Raw genomic sequence first — 20,428 nt, forward strand, 5'->3', positions numbered from 1 at the left:
CATGAACAAGAAATTCATTGAAGTGCAGCACGCCGAGATGGTGTTCGACACCCGCAAGGGTCGCTTTCACGCGCTCAGCAACGTCAACCTGACGGTGGCGCAGGGCGAGTTCGTCACCCTGATCGGCCACTCGGGTTGCGGCAAGTCGACCCTGCTTAACCTGCTGGCGGGCTTGACCAAGGCTACCGACGGCGTCCTGATCTGCGCCGGGCGCGAGATTGCCGGACCATCGCCCGAGCGCGGCGTGGTGTTCCAGAATCACTCGCTGCTGCCATGGCTGAGCTGCTTCGAGAATGTGTACCTGGCGGTCGAGCGCGTGTTCGCGAGCAAGGAGTCAGGCAGCCAGATGCGCGAGCGCACCACGGCGGCGCTGGCGCTGGTGGGCCTGGGCGCGGCGGCCCGCAAGCGGCCGAACGAAATTTCGGGCGGCATGAAGCAGCGCGTCGGCATCGCCCGCGCGCTGTCGATGGAGCCGAAGGTGCTGCTGATGGACGAGCCCTTCGGCGCGCTCGACGCCCTCACGCGCGCGCACCTGCAAGATGAATTGCTGCGCATCGTGGCCAGCACCGGTTCCACCGTGGTGATGGTGACCCACGACGTGGACGAGGCGGTGCTGCTGTCGGACCGCATCGTGATGATGAGCAACGGGCCGGCCGCCACCATCGGCGACATCGTGCGGGTAGCGCTGGCGCGCCCGCGCGAGCGGCTGGCGCTGGCGCATGACCGGCAGTACATGGACTACCGCACGTGCGTGCTGGCGTTTTTGTATCAGCGCCAGGCACGGCCGCAGGCGGCGTAGGGCAGGGCGGCGCCGCAGCCTGTCAGGCGATATCGAGCACGATCGGTTGATGGTCCGAGGCCGCCGTTTCCGACTGCACTTCCACCTCGGTCACGCGTTGCGCCAGATCGTTCGTGACGAAAAAGTAGTCGAAGCAATCGGCCCGCTCCGGCCACTTGAAGCCATGCAAGCCGGCGGTGGGCGCGCGCGCGATCTCTGGATGGCGCAGGCGCCAGGCGTCCACCAGCGGCAGCGCGATGCTATCGTCGGGCGCGATCAATTCCTGGTAGTCGGGCGAATCGGGCGTGAAGTTGAAGTCGCCGCAATAGATCGCGGAACCGGGGCGGAAACCGAGCTGGTAGGGCGAATCCATGGTCGGGTCCGGTTGAAAGATGCGCGCCCGTTCGCACGCTTCCCAATGCAGGTATTTGAGATGCCGCACCTGCGCCATGCGCTGCAGCGGCGAGTAAAATTCCAGGTGCGTGGTCAGCACGCGCACCTTGCCGCCGGGGGCGTCGATGACGGCTTCGATCAGCCCGCGCGGCATGCCGGCCGGACTGTTCGGATCGGGCGGCCACGGCAGCAGGTAGCGGTGTACCTGGTTGATGCGGTATTTGGAGAGCAACATATTGCCGAACTGGCGCGGCAGGTTGTTCTGGTAGATTTCGCTGGTCGGTTCGATCACCGGCTGGTAGCCACCGAAGGCGCCCGCCAACTGGCGGAATTGGTTGGATGTCGCGTTGCCTTCGAGCTCAGCATGATTTGACGCAACTTCTTGCAGGCAAATCACATCGGGATTTAATTTGCGCAACACATCGATGATGGCGTGGATGCGGATCCTGCCATCCTTGCCGCAACCCCAGTGAATATTCCAGCTAACAACACGCATACAGCACCTCCGGAAAAACAGAACCGGGCGAGTGTGCCATTCTTTGGGAAAATACGGTACACGGTAGGATCGGCATCCGCGCCGAAGGTTCCCGGCGCGGGTGTTTGTCAGACCACCTTGATTTCGTCGAGCGGCCAGCGCGGGCGCACATTGAAGCCGTAGTCGCGCGTGGCCGCGTCGGGGTTGATTTGCAGGCGCATGGCGCCGGCAAAGGCGATCATGGCGCCGTTATCGGTGCAAAATTCCAGCTCCGGATAGAACACGCGGAATTTTTTGGCCGACGCCGCCGCATTGAGCGAGGCGCGCAGCTGCGAGTTGGCGCCCACGCCGCCGGCGATCACCAGCCGTTTGAGGCCCGTATGGCGCAGCGCGCTGACGCACTTGGCGGTCAAGACATCGACGATGGCGTCGACGAAGCCGCGCGCGATGTTGGCCTTGTCCTGTTCGCAGATATTGGCGATGACTTTTTCTTCGTGGTTCTTCACCACCGTCAGCACGGCCGTTTTCAGGCCCGAGAAGCTGAAGTTGAAGTCTTTCGAGTGCAGCATGGGACGCGGCAGCTTGTAGGCCAGCGGATCGCCGAATTCGGCCAGGCGTGAAATCGCCGGGCCGCCGGGGTAGCCCAGGCCGAGCAGCTTGGCCGACTTGTCGAACGCCTCGCCGGCCGCGTCGTCTAGGGTTTCGCCGAGCAGGGTGTACTGGCCGACGCCATCGACCCGCATCAGCTGCGTATGGCCACCCGAAACGAGCAGCGCGATGAAGGGGAACTGCGGCGGATCGCTTGCCAGCAGCGGCGAGAGCAGGTGGCCTTCGAGGTGGTGCACGCCGAGCACCGGTTTGTCGAGCGCCAGCGCGAGGCTGCACGCGATCGACGAGCCGACCAGCAGCGCACCGGCCAGGCCCGGGCCCTGGGTGTAGGCGATGGCGTCGATGTCGGCCATGGCCACGCCGGCGCGCGAGAGGGTTTCTTCGAGCAGCGGGATGGCGCGCCGGATATGGTCGCGCGAGGCCAGTTCCGGCACCACGCCGCCATATTCTTCGTGCATGGCGACCTGCGAATGCAGGGCGTGGGAGAGCAAGCCGCGTTGCGTGTCGTACAACGCAAGGCCGGTTTCATCGCAGGAGGATTCGACGCCGAGAACAATCATGGAGGGTACGGAAGATAAGAGGGAATGCGCCATTGTAAAGCACTGCCCCGTCGTTCCCGCGCAGGCGGGAACGACGGCTCTGAGGGGGCTTGGCTTTAAGGCCGCTGCAACAGCTCCGCGTGCGCGGCGCGCAGCATTTTCTCGGTGGCATCCCAATCGATGCAGCCGTCGGTCACCGAACAACCATACTTCAACTGCGTCAGATCCGCCGGAATCTTCTGGTTGCCGCCGACGATATTCGACTCGATCATCACGCCCACCAGCGACTTGTTCCCGTGCCGGATCTGCTGCACCACGTCCGACATCACCAGCGGCTGCAACTCCGGCTTCTTGTAGCTGTTCGCATGCGAGCAGTCGACTACCAGGTTGGCCGGCAGCTTGGCTTTTTCCAGCGCTTGCTCCGCAATCGCGATCGACACTGAATCGTAATTCGGACGTCCATCGCCGCCGCGCAGCACCACGTGCCCGTAGGCGTTGCCGCTAGTGCGCACGATCGACACCGTGCCCTGACCGTTGATGCCCAGGAACGAGTGCGGATGCGCCGACGACAAAATGGCGTTGATCGCGATGCTGATGTCGCCATCGGTGCCGTTCTTGAAACCGACCGGTGTCGACAAACCCGACGACATCTCGCGGTGCGTCTGCGATTCGGTGGTGCGCGCGCCGATCGCGGTCCAGGCGATCAGGTCGCCCAGGTACTGCGGCGAGATCGGGTCCAGCGCTTCGGTGGCGGTGGGCAGGCCCATTTCGCAGACGTCCAGCAGGAAGCGGCGCGCCTTTTCCATGCCTTCGTCGACCCGGAAGGAATCGTCCATGTGCGGGTCGTTGATATAGCCCTTCCAGCCGGTCGTGGTGCGCGGTTTTTCGAAATATACACGCATCACCAGCAGCATGGTGTCGGCCACTTCGGCCTGCAGCGCCTTGAGGCGGTGCGCATAGTCGATGCCGGCCACCGGGTCGTGGATCGAGCACGGGCCGACGACGACGAACAGGCGCTTGTCCTTGCGGTCGATGATGTCGCGCAGGGCGGCGCGGCCCTGCATGACCGTGGCGAACGCGCTGTCGGTCAGGGGAAGGCGCTTGTGCAGCTCTTCCGGGGTCGGCATGGTCGCGAACGAGGTGACGTTGGTATTTTCGATGTCTGGAGTAGTAATCATGAAGGCTGCTTTTTCTCGTGTTTTTCGGCGTGGATACGGGAGTTTAGCCCGAATCGGGCGCTCTTGCACAAGCTGCATCAAAAGCCGGCCCGATTGCGACGGTGCGTGTCATCAACGAGTCATGTCGCCCGTTTAAGCTTGCCGGCTTCTCAACTGCCTATCACGAGCTGTCATGACCCAACCGAATTCGCGCCGCAAGTTCCTTCGCAACCTCTCGCTCGGGACCGTCGCGGCGTCCGGCGTCGCATTGGCCGGCTGCGGCGGCAGCGATGGCGGCGACATCGATGTCCGCTTCGCGCACGGCGTCGCCAGCGGCGATCCGCTGAGCGACCGCGTCATCGTCTGGACCCGCATCGGCACCACCGCCAGCGGCGAGATCGACGTCAGTTGGGAGCTCTCCGAAGACAGCAACTTCGCCGTCATCGCCGCCAAAGGCAGCACCGCTACCAACCCGGCGCGGGACTACACCGTCAAGGTCGACGTGACCGGGCTGGCCGCCAACCGCGCCTATTACTACCGCTTCGTGGCATACGGCGTGGTCTCGCCGGTCGGCCGCACCAAGACGATTGGCAGCGGCAACCTGGCGCAGGTCAAACTGGCGGTGTTCAGCTGCACCAACTACCCGGCCGGCTACTTCCACGTCTACGCAGAAGCGGCAAAACTGAACGACATCGACGCCGCCATCCATTTGGGCGACTATATCTACGAATACGCCAAGGACGGTTACGCCGCCAAGGACGCCGAGGCGATGGGCCGCGTGTCGGTGCCGGCCAACGAAATCATTACCCTGAGCGACTACCGGCGCCGCTATGCCCAGTACCGCGCCGACAAGGACCTGCAGGCGCTGCACGCGCGCATGCCCTTCATCACCGTGTGGGACGATCACGAACTGGCCAACGACACCTGGCGCGAAGGCGCGGAGAACCACGACCCGGCCACCGAAGGCTTGTTCCTGGCACGCCGCCAGATGGCGATCCAGGCCTACAACGAGTGGATGCCGATCCGCCTGCCGGACGCCAGCAAGCCCGATCGCATCTACCGTTCCTTCGACTTTGGCAACCTGCTGTCGCTGCACATGCTCGACACGCGCGTGATCGGGCGCGACAAACAGCTCGCTTACCCAAGCTACGTCGGCGCTGGCGGCGCGTTCAACGGCGCCGCCTTCGCGGCCGATGCGGGCAACCCGGCGCGCCAGCTGATGGGCGCCGACCAAACCGCCTGGCTCAAAGGCCAGATGACCAAGTCGGGCGCCACCTGGCAGATGCTGGGCCAGCAGGTGCTGATGGCGCGCATGAACCTGCCGGCGCCGCTGGTGCTGGGCGCAATCGGCTTCGGCGCCTACGTTGCGCTGCTGGCAAAGGCGAAGACCGCGCCGGCCAGCTTGAGCGCGGCCGAACAGCAGATCCTGGCCCAGCCATCGGTGCCATACAACCTCGATGCGTGGGACGGCTACCAGGCCGCGCGCGAAACTGTGCTGGCCACCGCCAAAGCGCTGAACAAGAACCTGGTGGTGCTGGCCGGCGACACGCACAACGCGTGGGCCAGCGACCTGGCCGACATGAACGGGCAGGCGGTCGGGGTGGAGTTCGGAGTGTCGTCGGTGACCTCGCCGGGTTTCGAGGAGATTTTCAAGAACGAAGATCCGGCGCTGGTGGCGGCGGGCCTGGAACAGATCATCGGGCCGCTGGTGTACGCGGAAACGAAGTCGCGCGGCTTCATGGTGGTGTCGGTGACGCCGCTAGAGGCGCGCGCCGAGTACCGTTTTGTGAGCACGGTCAAGTCGACCAGCTACACGGTCGTGCCAGGCAAGGTCCTCAAGACGCTGCCGGGCGCCGCCAACCGCAAGCTGATCGCAGCATAACGCTGGACAAAAAAGGAGGACGAGGCGCACGGTGGAATGCGGCTGCGTCCCCGAAACCACGCACTAACTACACGGGCAGCACCTTCATGTCGAAGGCGCGCTCGAACAGCCATACGCCGGCGATCAGGGCGATGACGACCGAGCCGGTGCTCATCAACTGGCGGTAGAACCAGGTGCGGCGCGCCAGGAATGCCAGCGGCAGGAACGCCGCCACAATCGCCAGCTGCCCCAGTTCCACGCCCACGTTAAAACCGGCCAGGCTTAGCACCAGCGCACCTTGCGGCAGTCCCAGGCCGGCCAGCACGCCGGCAAAGCCGAAGCCGTGAATCAGGCCGAACGCAAACGCCGCCAATGGCCGCCGTCCGCGAAACAGCGGGTAAAGGTTATTCACCGCCGCCAGCACCACCGAGGCCGCAATCGCCGACTCCACCCAGCGCGACGGCAGCGACAGCACCTGCAGGCTGGCCAGGGTCAATGTCAGCGAGTGCGCCAGCGTGAACGCGGTTACCACCTTGAGCACGTCGATAAAGGCCGCCCTGAGGGTTTGCGCCTGTTTCATCGCGAGCGGCGCGATCACCGCCGGCAGCAGCAGCGAGAGCAGGAACAGGATGTGGTCGAAGCCGATCCAGATATGCCAGACGCCGTGCTTGACGTAGTCGGCGAACTGGGCGAACTTGCCCGCTGCGCGCAGCGGCAGGTCCTGGCGCGCCGCCTCCGGGCTGAAGATGGCCGTCGATGTGGCGCCGTCATGTTCCAGCTTGACCAGGCCCTTGTGCTGCGGATCGAGGTCGGCAAACAGGCGGTAGCTAACGCCCAGGGCCGCGCCGGCGGCGGGGCAGGTGGCGCGAAAACGCAGCACCGTGTAGGCGCCGTCGGTGTGATTGTCGATCAACTGCTCGCCGGCGACGATGGGGCAGGGGGCGTCGCCGCTGGTGAGCGCCAGGCGCGCCAGCGCGTAGTTGGCGATGGTGTCGTGCTGGCTGCGGATTTCATCCCAGGTCAGCGCGCCGTCGCCGTTCTGGTCGAGATTCAAAGCAAAATCCAGGTCGCGCAGGGCGATGTCCCATTGGCCGCTGATCTGGTGACCGCCGACCTTGAGGGTCAGGTAGCTGTCGCTGGGCTTGTGGGCGCGCGCCGGCGCGGCCACCAGGGCCAGGGCCAGCGTCAGGAGGGCCAGGAAGCCGTGCCCCATCACGCGCCCGCCCTGATCTGCTTGACCAGGCGCGCCACGGCCACGTCTTCCAGCGCATGTCTGGCGACCCAGTCGATGACCGGTGCGGCGGCGGCCTTGTCGCCCGCTTTGGCGGCCGCTTCGAGCAGAATGATCATGTCGGCCGATTCCTTTTGCACCGCCCAGTTTTGCTGAGCCAGCGCCAGTGCGTTGTTGGCGTTAGCGCGGATGTGCAGTTCGTAGCGCGCCTGTTCGCGCTGGTGGACGGTGTCACCGCGCCGCATGGCGGCCTCAAAACGTGCCTTCAGTTCGGCGTCGGCATTGCGCAACGCGTCGCCGGTGCCGGCGGCGCCACCCTGGCGCAGGGCCAGCGCATGGCGCAGCAGCAGGGCGTCGATGCGGGTGTGGTCCTTGACGAGGGCAATGACCTCGGGCGCGCGCCGCTGGTCCAGCAAAAAGTCGGCGTAGGCGCCGAGCAGGTAGCTGTCGCGCGCGTCCAGCGCCAGCGCGCGCCTGAAGCGTTCTTCGGCGGCCCTGGCGTCGCCGCGCCGCTGCGCCATTTCGCCGAGCAGGGTCAGGACCCAGACCTGCATGCCGGCGTCGGCTTCCTGGTTGCGGCGCAGGGTCATCTCGAGCAGCGCTTCGCTTTTGGCTGAACGTCCGGTCATGGCGCCCACATTCGCCACGCAGGTAATCGTCACCAGTTCGGTCGACAGCGACGACAGGCGCGCGCAGCTCGCGGTGGCGGCCTGGTAGTCGCCGCGCACGGTCTGCACGATGGCGCGCGTGAGCCAGGCTTGCGGATTGGCCGGGTCGGCGGCGACGATGGCGTCCAGGTCGCGCAGCGCTTCGGCGAAGTGGTGGGTGCTTTGCAGCAGGATGGCGCGCAGCAGGCGCACCTCGGGCGGGGGCGCCGCCATCGACCACCACGGCGCCAGCGCGGCCTGGGCGTAGCCGAAGTAGCGCGGATCGGTTTCCTGGCGCGCTACCGCGATGTAGCGCTGCGCGGTGCGGGTGGCCAGCGCCAGGTCGCTCGGGCTGGCGGCCAGTTGCGCGCGCAAGCTCGCCAGTTCGCGCTGGACCGGGTCGGCGCGGCGCGGCAGGCGTTCGACCACGGCGCCGCCGCTGGCCGGAATGTGCGGCGCGCCTTGCGCCATCGGCGCCAGGAGCGCGTACGCCAGCAGCGCGGGCGCGGTAAGGCGTGCGAATCGTGTTGGCATGGTGCGTTCCCGGTGCGTGAGACTTTTCTGTTTTTTGGGGGTACGAACGCCGGCCGGGAAGCGGCTTCCCGGCCGGTGGGACTGCGGGTGCTTACAAGGGCGACGGTTCCGTGTCTTCCGGCGCGGTGCTGGCGGTGGCGTCGATGGCGACCGCTTCGCTGTCGTCCGGCATCGCCGCCACGGTCGTCTTCACCGTGGTGAAAAAGGCGTCGGCGACAGGGCCGCTTGGCGTCGGCGGCGGCGTCGGCACGTCCGGCGGCGACGAGGTTTGCGTGTCGCTGCCACAGGCGGCCAGCAACAGCATGGCGCAGATCAGACTGAGTTTTTTCATGGTGCTCTCCTGATGTGGTGATTACTTCTGTGGCGAACCAGGGATTGGCGATTTGAGGTACGGGAAGGCGGTGCCCACCATCGTCTCGTCGAGGAAGGCGCCATCGGTAAAGCGCAGCGCGCCGGCCGGAGCGTCGGCCGGTGCGCAGCCGATGTTGATGGTGCACAGCTTGCCCATGACGACGCGCAGCGCAACGTCGACCACGTCGTCGCCCGGACGGCGCCCGTTCGGGAAGCCGGCGTTGTCGCCTTCAATCACGCCGAGGCGTTTTTGCGCGCCCGGCGCGGTTGCTGCGATCGAGGTATTCAAGCGCAGCATCTCGGACGCGGTGATGGTCTTCGGCTGGTTCACGCCCTTGATCCCGGTCAGGAAGGTGGCCACCAGGTCGTTGCGAGGGAAGTTGGTCGGGGCCTTGGCGCCGGCGCTGCCGTACAAAATCTCGACCAGGGCGGGCAGGGTCGGGTTGGTGACGTAGTCGGCGAACTGGCCGTCGGCCGCTGGCTTGCTGTGGTTGAAACGGTCCTTGTCTTTCAGGCCGATGACGACTTCATTGACCAGCGGCATGCCCAGGCGCGATACCTGGACCCAGGCGCCGCCTTCTTTCGAGACGTCGGCGTCCGATTTTGGCGTGGGGTTGATCAGGCGGCCCTGGCGCAGGCTGGCCGTGGTCCAGCCGCCGATGACCGGGTCGCCGGCGGTGGCGTTGAGCAGGCACGAGGTCGGCACTTCCATGCTCAGGGTGGTCACGTTCTTGTTGGCCAGGTCATCCTTCGCGCCTTTTTCGGCGTTGGCGCTGAACTCGACGGCCGGGGCCTTGATGTTGATCAGGTCGAACGTTTCGCCGAGGTTGACGACGAACGGGTCCTTGCGCTGGCCGACGAACAGCTTGCCTGGCGCCGTGCAGCCGGGGATGGTGACGTTGTACAGGTGGCGGGCGGCGTAGGCGTCGTAGTTGGGAATCGATTTGTTGCCGATGTTGTCGAGCGGCTTGTCGAAGGTGGTGCCGCCGCCGTCGGCGTTGGCGACGACGGCGCGGGCGCCGCTGCGACGGTCGCCGCGCACTACGGTGACGGTGAAGGTTTCGCGCACATTGGCGCCGGCGGCGTTGGCGTCGGCGATCGGGCCGCCGTTGATCACCAGCGGAATCGAGACTTTTTTACCGCCCACGGTCAGTTGCGTATCTTTATTGGTATTCTTGAAGCGGAACTGGAAGGTGATGTCTTCCCTGGCGTCGCCGTTATTATCGACATGGATTTCGTAGAGCGCGTCCGGGTCCATCATGAAGTAATTCGGGCCGCCGTAGGCATCCTGCAGCGGCACATAATTGGCAATCAGCGTTGTAAAATCGCTGCGGCCGGCCTGGTAACTGCGGAACATGTAAAAGTCGGTGGCATCGATCTTCGGATTGCGCGTGATGAAAGGCGCTTCCCGGTGGCTCGATGCGAATGCCGACGGCGCGAATGCGCAGGCCAGCAGGTTGCCTGCCAGTACCGCGCCGATGGTCGCCCGTAATCTCATCTGATTCATGTTGCTCTCCTCGTTATAGGTTTTTACACTGATGTGCATGCAGATATACGCGGCGGCTTCGTCGCCGGATTCACTTTATGCCAAATAAATTTTTATGAATGCAGTGTTAAGCTGAACCCCATGAACAAAACAACCGAACCATTCCTGGCCGCCACTTTCATCAAAGAAATCGGGCGCGGCAAAAAAGGGGCGCGCAGCATGACGCGCGAAAACGCGCAGGCGCTGTACGGCGCGATGCTCGATGGCAGGGTGTCCGACCTGGAACTGGGCGGCATTTTGCTGGCGATGCGCATCAAGGGCGAGTCGGTGGACGAGATCGCCGGTTTCCTGGACGCGGCCGAGGCCTCGTTCGAGGCGCTGGTGGCGCCGGCCGGTGCGTACGCGCCGGTGCTCATTCCTACCTACAACGGTTCGCGCAAGATGGCCAACCTGACCCCGCTGCTGGCGCTGCTGCTGGCGCGCGAAGGCGTGCCGGTGCTGATGCATGGCGTGAGCAGCGATCCGGGCAGGGTGACAAGCTTTGAAATTCTTCGTGAGATGGGATTTGAGGCGGCCGGTTCGGCAGGCGACGTGCAGGCCTCGTTCGCGGCGGGCAAGCCGGCTTTCATGCCGATCGAGACGCTGGCCCCGAAGATGGCGCAATTGCTGTCGCTGCGCCGCATCCTGGGCGTGCGCAACTCGACGCATACCCTGGTCAAGATCTTGCAGCCATTCGCCGGGCCGGCCTTGCGGCTGGTTTCGTACACGCATCCGGAATACCTGGAGATGCTGGGTGAATACTTCACGACCATTGCGCGCGAAGGGCGGGGTGACGCTTTCCTGATGCGCGGCACCGAAGGCGAAACCGTGGCCAACGCCAACCGGGCGCAGCAGATCGACTGGTTCCATGGCGCCCAGCGCACCATCCTGGTGCAGCGCGATGCACCAAGCGATGACGTGGCCGAGGCCCCGGCCGAGCGCGATGCGGCCACCACGGCGGCTTGGACCGCCCGCGCGCTGGAGAGCAGCGTGCCCGTGCCCGCCTCGATCACCGAGCAAGTGGCACAGTGCTTGCTAGTTTCGAAGTCAATACAAGCAAACACGGGTGCGCATCATGGAGAACAAAGGTAAGGTTTATCTGGTCGGGGCTGGTCCGGGCGATCCGGAGCTGCTGACCTTGAAGGCGGTGAAAGCGATCGGCGCGGCCGACGTGCTGCTGGTGGACGACCTGGTCAACCTGGCGATCCTGGCGCACGCCGCGCCCTCGGCGCGCATCGTACCGGTGGGCAAGCGCGGCGGCTGCCGCTCGACCTCGCAGGAATTCATCGAACGGCTGATGGTGGCCGAAGCGCGGGCCGGACGGCAAGTGGTGCGGCTCAAGGGCGGCGACCCCTTCATTTTTGGGCGTGGCGGCGAAGAGCGCGCGCACCTGACGGCCGAAGGCATCGAGGTCGAGGTCATCAACGGCATCAGCAGCGGGTTGGCGGCGCCCTCATCGATCGGCGTACCGTTGACGCACCGCGACTGGAGCTCGGGCGCGATTTTCGTGACCGGCCACGAGCGTGGCGACGAGGCGGGCAGCGCCCGCACGCCCGACTGGGCCTTGCTGGCGCAGACCGGGTTGACCCTGGTGATCTACATGGGCGTGGCGCGTTGCAGGCAGATCCAGGCGGCACTGCTGGCGGGCGGCAAGGCCGGCAGCACGCCGGTGGCCGTGATCCAGTCGGCGACCGGGGCGGGGCAGACGCAACTGCTGACGACCCTGGCGGATTTGGCGGACGATTTGGCCGTGTCCGGCCTCGGCAGTCCCAGCATCATCGTGATTGGCGACGTGGTGCGCTGCGCCGACATCGCCGTCGAGCAACTCCAGGCACGCGCCCGACCGGCCTGACTTTTCCTACGCTGTGCAGAGTTTCACTCTGCCCCCAGCTTCAAACTCCTACAACCGGGGTCAGAGCTTTAACTTGCAACAAAAGTGTTGCAAGTTAAAGCTCTGACCCCGGTTGTAGGACTTTCTACCGGTGGTTCGGGGACCTGGCGGGCCTGCGCGGTTTACAATCACGGTTTTAGTGATTAGCGGAAACCGGCATACGCCATGGCAAAACAATTTGATGTAGCAGTGATCGGCGCGGGCGCGGCCGGGATGATGTGCGCGGCCGTCGCCGCCCAGCGCGGCAAACGGGTGGTGTTGATCGATCATGCGGAGAAACTTGCAGAGAAGATCAGGATTTCGGGTGGTGGGCGTTGTAACTTCACTAATATGAATGCGACGCCGCAGAATTTTTTGTCGGATAACCCGCATTTCTGCAAGAGCGCTTTGTCTCGGTATACCCCGCAGGATTTTCTGACCCTCGTTAAGAAACACCGCATCGGCTATCACGAGAAACATCGCGGCCAGCTGTTTTGTAATGAGTCGGCCGAGCAGATTATCCAGATGCTCAAGGCCGAGTGCGCCAGCGGGGATGTGACTTGGCGCATGCCGTCCAAAGTGGAGTCGCTGGAAAAAAACCCCGAGGGCTTTTTCATCCTTACCGACAGCGGCGAGATCCTGGCCGACAGCGTCGTCATTGCCACCGGCGGCTTGTCGATCCCGAAAATCGGCGCGACCGATTTCGGGTACCGCATCGCGGCCCAGTTCGACCTGAACATGGTCGAGCCGCGCCCGGGCCTGGTGCCGCTCACTTTCGACGGCCCCAGCTGGGAAGCCTTCGTGCCGCTGGCCGGCATCGCCCTCGAAGTCGAGGTGGAAACGGGCTCGAACAAGGGCAAGGGCAACAAGCGCGGCCATTTTCGCGAGGATTTGCTGTTCACCCACCGCGGCCTGTCGGGTCCGGCCATCCTGCAAATTTCCAGCTACTGGCGGCCGGGTACGCCGATCATCGTCAACCTGCTGCCCGAGATGGATGTGGCGCAGGAGCTGATCGACGGCAAGAGCACGCTCAAGAAGCAACTGGGCAACGTGGTCTCGCAGTGGCTGCCGGTGCGCCTGGCCGAGGTCTTGATCGCGGTGGCCGGCCTGACACCCGACGCGCGCCTGGCCGACTTGCCCGACGCTAAGCTGCGCAAGCTGGGCGACGCCATCAACCGCTGGGCCATCGTGCCGACCGGCTCGGAAGGCTACCGCAAGGCCGAGGTGACCCTGGGCGGCATCGATACGCGCGAGCTGTCGCAGCAATCGATGATGGCCAACAAGGTGCCGGGTTTGTATTTCATCGGCGAAGCGGTCGATGTGACCGGTTGGCTGGGCGGCTATAACTTCCAGTGGGCGTGGGCCTCGGGGGTGGCGGCCGGGCAGGCGGTGTGAGCGGTTCCGTGACGGTGTTGTGAAACAGCAAAAGGAACAGGGGAAAAGCGAAAAGCTTCCACAGCGAGGGAAACGGTGCTATTATCTCGTTCTTCCCTAAATCTAACGGTTTGATTTTTACATGACCACTATTCGCCTTAAAGAAAACGAGCCGTTCGAAGTCGCAATGCGTCGCTTCAAACGCACCATCGAAAAAACGGGTCTGCTGACCGAACTGCGCGCACGCGAGTTCTACGAAAAGCCAACGGCTGAGCGCAAGCGCAAGCTGGCAGCTGCCGTTAAGCGCCACTACAAGCGCATTCGCAGCCAGCAACTGCCTAAGAAATTATTCTAAGACTGTCCAGTCGAACCTGATCCGGTGACGGCCAACAGCCTGTCCGGGTCATTGTTTTTACTGTAGTCGCAGACCCGCTCCGGTTTACCGCAGCGGGTTTTGCTATTTGGTTTTTGCTGTGTGTTACCTGATATTTATTCATTATTTAGACGAGGATTGCCATGGGCTTGAAAGAACAAATTACCGACGATATGAAAGCGGCGATGCGCGCGAAAGAAGCGGCCAAGCTGCTGACGATCCGCCTGATCCTGGCCGAGATCAAGCGCCGCGAAGTCGACGAGCGCATCGAGCTCGACGATGAACAAACCCAGACGATCATCGAAAAAATGATCAAGCAGCGCAAGGATTCGATCAGCCAGTTTGAAGATGGCAATCGCCAGGACCTGGCCGATATCGAAAAGGCCGAACTGGTCATCCTCGCCGCCTACATGCCGGCCGGCCTGTCGGAAGAAGAGATCGCCGCCGAAGTGGCCGCCGCCGTGAGCGCGTCCGGCGCTGCCGGTGCGCAGGACATGGGCAAGGTCATGGGCTTGCTCAAGGCAAAATTGCCAAAAGGCACCGACATGGGCATCGTGTCGGGCTTGATCAAGAAGGCGCTCGCGCCGGCCTGATCGTCGTATGGCGTGTTGCGCGGAACGTTTTCGCGCAAGCCGCCCCGGCACGGCAAGCCGGCAAGCCCGCGTCTTGTCGCAGATCAAATCTGCGGCGGGCGCGGCGGTATAGTCTGACCTGACACAAAGACTGTTCATCGCACGTGATTCCACAATCCTTCCTTACCGATTTGCTCAACCGTATCGACATCGTCGATGTGGTCGGCCGCTACGTCCAGCTGAAGAAGGGCGGGGCCAATTTCATGGGCCTGTGCCCGTTCCACAGCGAAAAATCCCCCAGTTTTACCGTCAGCCCGACCAAGCAGTTTTACCATTGCTTCGGTTGCAGCGCGCATGGCAACGCGGTCGGTTTCCTGATCGAGTATTCGGGCATGGGCTTTATCGATGCCGTCAAGGATCTGGCCCAGGGTGTCGGCATGGTCGTGCCCGACGCGGATGACAAAATTCCTCCACTGCAACGCGCGGCCAACCAGGCCCAGGCGCTGGCCCTGACCGAGGCCATGACCCAGGCCTGCGATTACTATCGGGGCCAGTTACGCGGCGCCACGAATGCCATCGCCTACCTGAAAAACCGCGGCCTCACCGGCGAAGTGGCGGCCCGCTTCGGCATGGGCTACGCCCCGTCCGGCTGGGATAACCTGCGTACCGTGTTCCCCGATTACGAGGTGCTGGCGCTGGTCGAGTCCGGCTTGGTGATCGACAAGGTCGACGAGGATGGCGGCAACAAGAAGCGTTATGACCGCTTTCGCGAGCGCATCATGTTCCCGATCCGCAATACCAAGGGCCAGGTAATCGGCTTCGGCGGGCGGGTGCTGGACCAGGGCGAACCGAAATACCTGAACTCGCCGGAAACCCCGCTGTTCCAGAAGGGCCTGGAACTGTACGGCCTGTACGAAGCGCGCCAGGCCATCCGCGACGCTGGCTACGTGCTGGTGACGGAAGGCTATATGGATGTGGTCGCGCTGGCCCAGCTCGGCTTTCCGCAAGCGGTGGCCACCTTGGGCACGGCGTGTACCAGTACCCACGTGCAAAAGTTGCTGCGCCAGACCGACAGCGTGATTTTCAGTTTCGATGGCGACAAGGCTGGCCGCCGCGCCGCCCGCCGCGCGCTCGAAGCCTGCCTGCCGCAGGTGAGCGACAACAAGATCATCAAATTCTTGTTTTTGCCGTCCGAGCACGATCCGGACAGTTTTGTGCGCGAATTCGGCACCGATGTATTCGAGCAAGAAATTCACGAAGCGATGCCGCTGTCGCAATTTTTGCTGCGCGAAGTGTCGGGCGAGCACGATCTTTCCACGTCGGAAGGGCGCGCCCATGTCCAGTTCGACGCCAAGCCGCTGCTGCAATCGATGTCGCCCAGCTCGCTGCGCCTGCAGATCGTGCGCGGCCTGGCCAGCATGACCGAGTCGAGCCCGGCCGAAATCGAGGCCCTGTTCGAGTTGTCCAAGCCGGTCTCGGTGGCGCGCCGCGCGCCGCCGCGCCAGGGCCGGCCGGAACCGGTGGGGCTGGAATTGCAGATTTTGCGCCATCTGGTGGCCCATCCGCCGCTCAGCCTGGAGCTGGACGAGGCGGCGCTGGCCGCGTTCAACCATTTTGGCCCGGACGCGGCCGAGCGCCTGCTGTACCTGGTCGCCTGCGGCCAAGCCTTGGGGCCGAACGGCGGCTTCGCGGCCTTGTCCCAGCATTTGAAGGATACCAGCAACGAATACGACGGCTTGATCGCCGAAATTGCCTCGGAGCCGGAATCGGATATCGACAGCGTGAAATTGTGGCTGGTCGGGGCTGTGAGGCAGATCAAACTTGCAGCGCTTAAACAGGAGCTGACCCAGTTGTTTTCCGCCGGCCTGACCTCAGATCAGGTGGGTGTGCGCTACCGCGAAATCATGGCCGAGCAGAAGCGGCTGGAGGATGAAGGGGGGCCGAGTTAGACCCCGCGCAAAGCATGAAATCGGAGGCCCGCACAGGGGGCGTTTGGCACTGGAAAAAGACGGACTGCGTGCTATAATAAAACGATAAGTGTTGTGTTCGCAGAAATTTTTTCGTTGTCCGTCAGTTGTATTTCTTTCAGTGAGTTAGGCTCTTGATCGGCGCAAAGAGGGTGGGCGTCGGCGGCCAGGGCCAGCTTTGGTTGCGACGGCGTTGCGCTGTCGGTGGCAAACATCGGTTTGCTTTTCAGCCACACACGGCTCGCGCCTCCAACCGCCGTTGTATGCAGTAGACTACTGCCGAAATCGCGCGGGTCGTGCCCGTAAGGTGATGTAAAGGTGTTATGAGTGCAGCAATGCCGGAGGGGCCTGCGAAGGCCGGTCCGGGGACGTAGGGCCGAAAAGGCCGGCAACAAACTTTATCTTAATCCACCATAAAGCTAGTCGTTGTGACATCGAAAGCGCCTGTGCCAATCAAGAAACCTGAAACCAAAGCGGCTGATAAGCCAACGAGAATGTCCGCCAAGGCGGATAAAGCGCAAGACAAGGCCGAAACGCGCAGCGCCAGTACCAGCGCGAGCGCCACGCCTGTCGTCAGCCAGACCACCGATGCCGCCGCGCTGGCCGCGATCGACACGTCCGGTTACGTGCTGCCCTCAGTCAAGGTACCGGGCAGGCGCGGGCGCAAGCCGAAGGAATTCCAGCCCGAGAACGATGAAGTAGCCGCCCTCAACGCGGTCGAGCGGGCCGAGCTGAAAGCGGTCGACAAGGCCAAGGCCAAGGACCGCAAGGCCAAGGAAAAGGCGCTGCTGAAAGACGCCTTCTCGTCGGACACCGAAGCGACCGAGGAAGAGCTCGAACGCCGGCGCCAGAAACTGAAAACCCTGATCAAGTTCGGCAAGGAACGCGGTTTCCTCACCTACGCCGAAATCAACGATCACCTGCCCGAAAACATCGTCGATCCGGAAGCGATCGAAGGCATCATCGGCACCTTCAACGACATGGGGATTGCGGTCTATGAGCACGCGCCCGATGCCGAAACCTTGCTGCTGTCCGACAATGTGGCCACCGTCACCAGCGATGATGAAGCCGAGGCCGCAGCCGAGGCGGCGCTGTCGACGGTCGATTCCGACTTCGGCCGCACCACCGACCCGGTGCGCATGTATATGCGCGAAATGGGCTCGGTCGAGCTGCTCACGCGCGAAGGCGAGATCGAGATTGCCAAGCGCATCGAAGATGGCCTCAAGGACATGATCCAGGCTATTTCCGCCTGCCCGGTGACGATCGCCGAAATCATTTCCGCCGCGATCCGCATCCAGAACGACGAAATCAAGATCGACGAGATCGTCGACGGCATGGTCGACCCGGACGAGCCGCTCGAGCCGGTCGTGGCCCCGGTCGCCACCGACGAGGATGAAGACGAAGAAGAAGCCGACGAGGAAGAAGAGGAAGAGGAAGAAGAGAACAACGCTTCCGGCGCCGCAGGTTTCTCGGCCGAACAGCTCGAAGCGCTGAAAAACCAGGCGCTGGAAAAATTCGACATCATCTCGGTGCAGTTCGACAAGATGCGCAAGGCCTTCGAGAAAGATGGCTACAACTCGAAAGCCTACGTCAAGGCGCAGGAATCGATTTCCAACGAGCTGCTCGGGATCCGCTTCACCGCCAAGGTGGTGGAAAAGCTGTGCGACACCCTGCGCGGGCAAGTCGATGAAGTGCGCCATATCGAGAAGCAAATCCTCGATGTGGCGGTGAACAAGTGCGGCATGCCGCGCGCCCACTTCATCAAGGTATTTCCGGGCAATGAAACGAACCTGGACTGGGTCGATGGCGAAGTGGGCGCCGGCCACGCCTACTCGGCCATCCTCGGACGCAATATTCCGACGATCAAGGAACTGCAGCAGCGCCTGATCGACCTGCAGGCGCGCGTGGTGCTGCCGCTGCCTGACTTGCGCAACATTAACCGCCAGATGGCGGCCGGTGAAATGAAGGCGCGCAAGGCCAAGCGTGAAATGACCGAGGCTAACTTGCGTCTGGTAATTTCGATCGCGAAGAAGTACACCAACCGCGGCCTGCAATTCCTCGACCTGATCCAGGAAGGCAATATCGGCCTGATGAAGGCCGTGGACAAGTTCGAATACCGTCGCGGCTATAAATTCTCCACCTATGCGACATGGTGGATCCGCCAGGCCATCACGCGCTCGATCGCCGACCAGGCGCGCACGATCCGCATCCCGGTGCACATGATCGAAACGATCAACAAGATGAACCGCATCTCGCGCCAGATCTTGCAGGAAACCGGCGCCGAACCCGATCCGGCGACCCTGGCGATCAAGATGGAAATGCCGGAAGACAAGATCCGCAAGATCATGAAGATCGCGAAAGAGCCGATCTCGATGGAAACGCCAATTGGCGACGATGACGATTCGCACCTGGGCGACTTCATCGAAGACAACAATACCCTGGCGCCATCGGACGCGGCCTTGCATGCTTCGATGCGCGGGGTGGTCAAGGATGTGCTGGACTCCCTGACGCCGCGCGAAGCGAAGGTGCTGCGCATGCGTTTCGGCATCGAGATGTCGACCGACCACACCCTGGAAGAAGTGGGCAAGCAATTCGACGTCACGCGCGAGCGGATTCGCCAGATCGAAGCGAAGGCACTGCGCAAGCTGCGCCACCCATCGCGCTCCGACAAGCTCAAGAGCTTCCTGGAAGGTAATTAAGCCTTGACGGGCTGATACGAAAAGCCATATCCTCACGCCACTTTGTGACGGGAGGAGTTGGTGATGGCGGGCTCCCTGCCGCACCGATGCCGGGGCTGTATTCCAAGCACGACAGTTATTCAGTACAAATTTTGGGCCTGTAGCTCAGTTGGTTAGAGCAGAGGACTCATAATCCTTTGGTCGACGGTTCAAGTCCGTCCGGGCCTACCTTTATTTAGTAGTAAAAACAAGGGGTTGCAAATTTTTGCAGCCCCTTTTTTTATGCTGCTTCTAGCAAAGGGTCAACCAAAGTACAACGCAAATTTAACGCCGCTATAGGGTTCAACTGACGTGTCTCTTGAAGATGCTCAGGCGAGAGGTGGGCGTAACGCATTGTCATGGTCAGGCTTTGATGGCCTAGAACATTTTTGAGCGCCAAAATGTTGCCCCCATTCATCATAAAATGGCTTGCAAATGTATGTCTCAGGATATGGGTCATTTGACCGGCAGGCAGCTTAATCTTTGAGCGTTTTATGCCGTCCCGAAATGCTGCGTAGCAGGTTGAGAAAAATCGGTCATCGTCGCTATGTGTGCGTTGGTGATTTTCTAAAGCTTCTTCCAGCTCCTTTGTGATTGGGACTGCGCGTGCTTTACTGGATTTGGTTTGAACGAACTGGATGACCCCGTTTCGTGCCTGCGATGTCCGCAAGCTTTCTACCTCACCCCATCGGGCTCCAGTCGCGAGACACACTGTTGCGACCAACGCGACGTGGGGATTTTGTGCTTTGTACAGTTCGTCCAGCAGCAGAACAATCTGCGGTGGAGTTAGATACGAAAGTTCGCGCTCTTGAATTTTGAAAGCCCGTAGTCTTTTCAGCGGATTTTCCTTTTTCCAGTGACCTAGGCGAATGAGTTCATTGAACACTGCACGAAGGTAAGCTTGCTCTCTGTTCATGTTGTTCGCTGAGATCCCCGCCTCCATACGCAAAGCTCGATATTCCGCAAATTGATCAGCGGTGAACAGATCGCAGCGTGGGTTTCCCATGGCCTCGCATAGCGCCAATAAACGACTGTTTGTACCCTTACCGGCACTCAGACCTGAACCGTGGTGGCGAAACCAGATATCAACTAGGTCAGAGAGTTTACGAGCATCCTTTTTCGGTGGTGTCCATTCGGGCGCTTGCATTACTTTAGCTTGAACATGCCGCTCCCATGCAAGCGCCTCGGCTTTCGTGGTAAAGGTCTTTTTGACGCGCTTTCCACTTCTCCCGCCTGGTTGAATGTTGACCTGCCAGCCGGTCTTAACTGCCTTGATCGTCATTGTTTTGCATGATTTTGTTTCCAATGATTTCAAATGCGAGCACATTGGTTTTCTTGTCGTAAAATTTTCCGCCAATGACGTTATAGCGTTCAGCTATGCACAGTGGCAAAATGATTTCGTCTTCATTCAGTTCCTGCCCGGTTGGATTGACTAGTTCGATTGAATTTTTCATG

19 protein-coding genes and 1 tRNA gene are annotated in these 20,428 nt (G+C 62.3%); 10 read left to right on the forward strand and 10 right to left on the reverse strand.

Annotated elements, in window-relative coordinates:
- Window position 1 precedes the first annotated feature (1 nt).
- Window positions 2-799 carry an ABC transporter ATP-binding protein gene (locus F2P46_RS12345; protein WP_166889540.1) on the forward strand — a complete coding sequence of 266 codons (798 nt, stop codon included), beginning with the start codon at window positions 2-4 and terminating at the stop codon, window positions 797-799.
- Window positions 800-821: 22 nt separating this feature from the next.
- Here the strand turns inward: F2P46_RS12345 and F2P46_RS12350 are convergent, their stop codons facing one another.
- From F2P46_RS12350 to F2P46_RS12360, 3 genes are all read right to left on the reverse strand, one after another.
- Window positions 822-1,667, reverse strand: a complete 846-nt coding sequence (locus tag F2P46_RS12350) for an endonuclease/exonuclease/phosphatase family protein (RefSeq protein WP_166889543.1) — start codon at window positions 1,665-1,667, stop codon at window positions 822-824.
- Window positions 1,668-1,774: 107 nt separating this feature from the next.
- The gene (gene tsaD, locus F2P46_RS12355) at window positions 1,775-2,815 is read right to left on the reverse strand and encodes a tRNA (adenosine(37)-N6)-threonylcarbamoyltransferase complex transferase subunit TsaD (RefSeq protein ID WP_166889547.1); all 1,041 of its coding nucleotides are present in this window, start codon (window positions 2,813-2,815) and stop codon (window positions 1,775-1,777) included.
- A gap of 95 nt (window positions 2,816-2,910) precedes the next feature.
- Complete coding sequence (locus tag F2P46_RS12360) at window positions 2,911-3,969, reverse strand: 3-deoxy-7-phosphoheptulonate synthase (protein ID WP_166889921.1); 1,059 nt, start codon at window positions 3,967-3,969, stop codon at window positions 2,911-2,913.
- A 175-nt stretch (window positions 3,970-4,144) separates the two neighbouring features.
- Here F2P46_RS12360 and F2P46_RS12365 point away from each other — a divergent pair, with 175 nt between their 5' ends.
- Window positions 4,145-5,833, forward strand: a complete 1,689-nt coding sequence (locus tag F2P46_RS12365) for an alkaline phosphatase D family protein (protein WP_166889550.1) — start codon at window positions 4,145-4,147, stop codon at window positions 5,831-5,833.
- A 67-nt stretch (window positions 5,834-5,900) separates the two neighbouring features.
- Here F2P46_RS12365 and F2P46_RS12370 read toward each other — a convergent pair whose 3' ends face one another.
- The 4 genes from F2P46_RS12370 to F2P46_RS12385 all read right to left on the reverse strand — a co-directional run bounded on the left by F2P46_RS12370 (window position 5,901) and on the right by F2P46_RS12385 (window position 10,082).
- On the reverse strand, window positions 5,901-7,025 hold the full coding sequence (locus tag F2P46_RS12370) for a HupE/UreJ family protein (protein WP_166889924.1): 1,125 nt from the start codon (window positions 7,023-7,025) through the stop codon (window positions 5,901-5,903).
- A complete protein-coding gene (locus F2P46_RS12375) occupies window positions 7,025-8,224 on the reverse strand; it encodes a hypothetical protein (protein WP_229509249.1) in 1,200 nt (399 codons plus the stop codon). The genes F2P46_RS12370 and F2P46_RS12375 overlap by 1 nt, the downstream gene beginning before the upstream one ends.
- Window positions 8,225-8,315: 91 nt before the next feature.
- On the reverse strand, window positions 8,316-8,555 hold the full coding sequence (locus F2P46_RS12380; RefSeq protein WP_166889553.1) for a hypothetical protein: 240 nt from the start codon (window positions 8,553-8,555) through the stop codon (window positions 8,316-8,318).
- A 21-nt stretch (window positions 8,556-8,576) separates the two neighbouring features.
- Window positions 8,577-10,082, reverse strand: a complete 1,506-nt coding sequence (locus F2P46_RS12385; protein ID WP_166889556.1) for a DUF4331 domain-containing protein — start codon at window positions 10,080-10,082, stop codon at window positions 8,577-8,579.
- Between the two features lie 120 nt (window positions 10,083-10,202).
- Between F2P46_RS12385 and ybiB the strand changes: the two genes are divergently transcribed.
- The 6 genes from ybiB (at window position 10,203) to dnaG (ending at window position 16,238) form a co-directional block, all read left to right on the forward strand.
- Window positions 10,203-11,192 (forward strand): DNA-binding protein YbiB, encoded by a 990-nt coding sequence (ybiB, locus tag F2P46_RS12390; protein ID WP_166889559.1) that lies wholly within the window; start codon window positions 10,203-10,205, stop codon window positions 11,190-11,192.
- A complete protein-coding gene (gene cobA, locus F2P46_RS12395) occupies window positions 11,176-11,952 on the forward strand; it encodes a uroporphyrinogen-III C-methyltransferase (protein WP_166889562.1) in 777 nt (258 codons plus the stop codon). The genes ybiB and cobA overlap by 17 nt, the downstream gene beginning before the upstream one ends.
- A 204-nt stretch (window positions 11,953-12,156) precedes the next feature.
- Window positions 12,157-13,365, forward strand: a complete 1,209-nt coding sequence (locus F2P46_RS12400) for an NAD(P)/FAD-dependent oxidoreductase (RefSeq protein WP_166889565.1) — start codon at window positions 12,157-12,159, stop codon at window positions 13,363-13,365.
- A gap of 121 nt (window positions 13,366-13,486) precedes the next feature.
- Window positions 13,487-13,699, forward strand: coding sequence for a 30S ribosomal protein S21 (gene rpsU, locus F2P46_RS12405; protein WP_008451879.1), 213 nt, complete (start codon window positions 13,487-13,489; stop codon window positions 13,697-13,699).
- A 161-nt stretch (window positions 13,700-13,860) separates the two neighbouring features.
- Window positions 13,861-14,310, forward strand: coding sequence for a GatB/YqeY domain-containing protein (locus F2P46_RS12410; protein ID WP_166889569.1), 450 nt, complete (start codon window positions 13,861-13,863; stop codon window positions 14,308-14,310).
- Window positions 14,311-14,453: 143 nt separating this feature from the next.
- Window positions 14,454-16,238, forward strand: a complete 1,785-nt coding sequence (dnaG, locus tag F2P46_RS12415) for a DNA primase (RefSeq protein WP_166889572.1) — start codon at window positions 14,454-14,456, stop codon at window positions 16,236-16,238.
- Window positions 16,239-16,309: 71 nt separating this feature from the next.
- Here the strand turns inward: dnaG and F2P46_RS12420 are convergent, their stop codons facing one another.
- Complete coding sequence (locus F2P46_RS12420; RefSeq protein WP_166889575.1) at window positions 16,310-16,471, reverse strand: hypothetical protein; 162 nt, start codon at window positions 16,469-16,471, stop codon at window positions 16,310-16,312.
- A gap of 279 nt (window positions 16,472-16,750) precedes the next feature.
- On the opposite strand from F2P46_RS12420, the gene rpoD reads away from it, so the two are divergent.
- Together rpoD and F2P46_RS12430 are read left to right on the forward strand one after the other, a co-directional pair.
- Entirely contained in the window at window positions 16,751-18,955 is a 2,205-nt protein-coding gene (gene rpoD / locus F2P46_RS12425; RefSeq protein ID WP_166889578.1) for an RNA polymerase sigma factor RpoD, read from the forward strand.
- Window positions 18,956-19,088: 133 nt separating this feature from the next.
- Window positions 19,089-19,162 (forward strand) — tRNA-Ile (locus F2P46_RS12430).
- Between the two features lie 52 nt (window positions 19,163-19,214).
- Here F2P46_RS12430 and F2P46_RS12435 read toward each other — a convergent pair.
- The gene (locus F2P46_RS12435) at window positions 19,215-20,255 is read right to left on the reverse strand and encodes a tyrosine-type recombinase/integrase (protein WP_166889581.1); all 1,041 of its coding nucleotides are present in this window, start codon (window positions 20,253-20,255) and stop codon (window positions 19,215-19,217) included.
- A complete protein-coding gene (locus F2P46_RS12440; protein ID WP_166889584.1) occupies window positions 20,236-20,427 on the reverse strand; it encodes a hypothetical protein in 192 nt (63 codons plus the stop codon). Before F2P46_RS12440 ends, F2P46_RS12435 begins: the two co-directional genes overlap by 20 nt.
- Window position 20,428: the final 1 nt, after the last annotated feature.

This window comes from Massilia sp. CCM 8734 (assembly GCF_011682155.1).
GTDB classification, from domain to species: Bacteria; Pseudomonadota; Gammaproteobacteria; order Burkholderiales; family Burkholderiaceae_D; genus Telluria_A; species Telluria_A rubra.

Coding starts and splice junctions, on each gene's coding strand:
- F2P46_RS12440 (WP_166889584.1), bottom strand. CDS start 20,427: ATGAAAAATTCAATCGAACTAGTCAATCCAACCGGGCAGGAACTGAAT.
- ybiB (WP_166889559.1), top strand. CDS start 10,203: ATGAACAAAACAACCGAACCATTCCTGGCCGCCACTTTCATCAAAGAA.
- F2P46_RS12370 (WP_166889924.1), bottom strand. CDS start 7,025: ATGGGGCACGGCTTCCTGGCCCTCCTGACGCTGGCCCTGGCCCTGGTG.
- cobA (WP_166889562.1), top strand. CDS start 11,176: ATGGAGAACAAAGGTAAGGTTTATCTGGTCGGGGCTGGTCCGGGCGAT.
- rpsU (WP_008451879.1), top strand. CDS start 13,487: ATGACCACTATTCGCCTTAAAGAAAACGAGCCGTTCGAAGTCGCAATG.
- F2P46_RS12435 (WP_166889581.1), bottom strand. CDS start 20,255: ATGACGATCAAGGCAGTTAAGACCGGCTGGCAGGTCAACATTCAACCA.
- F2P46_RS12365 (WP_166889550.1), top strand. CDS start 4,145: ATGACCCAACCGAATTCGCGCCGCAAGTTCCTTCGCAACCTCTCGCTC.
- F2P46_RS12380 (WP_166889553.1), bottom strand. CDS start 8,555: ATGAAAAAACTCAGTCTGATCTGCGCCATGCTGTTGCTGGCCGCCTGT.
- F2P46_RS12420 (WP_166889575.1), bottom strand. CDS start 16,471: ATGTTTGCCACCGACAGCGCAACGCCGTCGCAACCAAAGCTGGCCCTG.
- F2P46_RS12350 (WP_166889543.1), bottom strand. CDS start 1,667: ATGCGTGTTGTTAGCTGGAATATTCACTGGGGTTGCGGCAAGGATGGC.
- F2P46_RS12385 (WP_166889556.1), bottom strand. CDS start 10,082: ATGAATCAGATGAGATTACGGGCGACCATCGGCGCGGTACTGGCAGGC.
- F2P46_RS12410 (WP_166889569.1), top strand. CDS start 13,861: ATGGGCTTGAAAGAACAAATTACCGACGATATGAAAGCGGCGATGCGC.
- F2P46_RS12375 (WP_229509249.1), bottom strand. CDS start 8,224: ATGCCAACACGATTCGCACGCCTTACCGCGCCCGCGCTGCTGGCGTAC.
- F2P46_RS12345 (WP_166889540.1), top strand. CDS start 2: ATGAACAAGAAATTCATTGAAGTGCAGCACGCCGAGATGGTGTTCGAC.
- tsaD (WP_166889547.1), bottom strand. CDS start 2,815: ATGATTGTTCTCGGCGTCGAATCCTCCTGCGATGAAACCGGCCTTGCG.
- rpoD (WP_166889578.1), top strand. CDS start 16,751: ATGTCCGCCAAGGCGGATAAAGCGCAAGACAAGGCCGAAACGCGCAGC.
- F2P46_RS12400 (WP_166889565.1), top strand. CDS start 12,157: ATGGCAAAACAATTTGATGTAGCAGTGATCGGCGCGGGCGCGGCCGGG.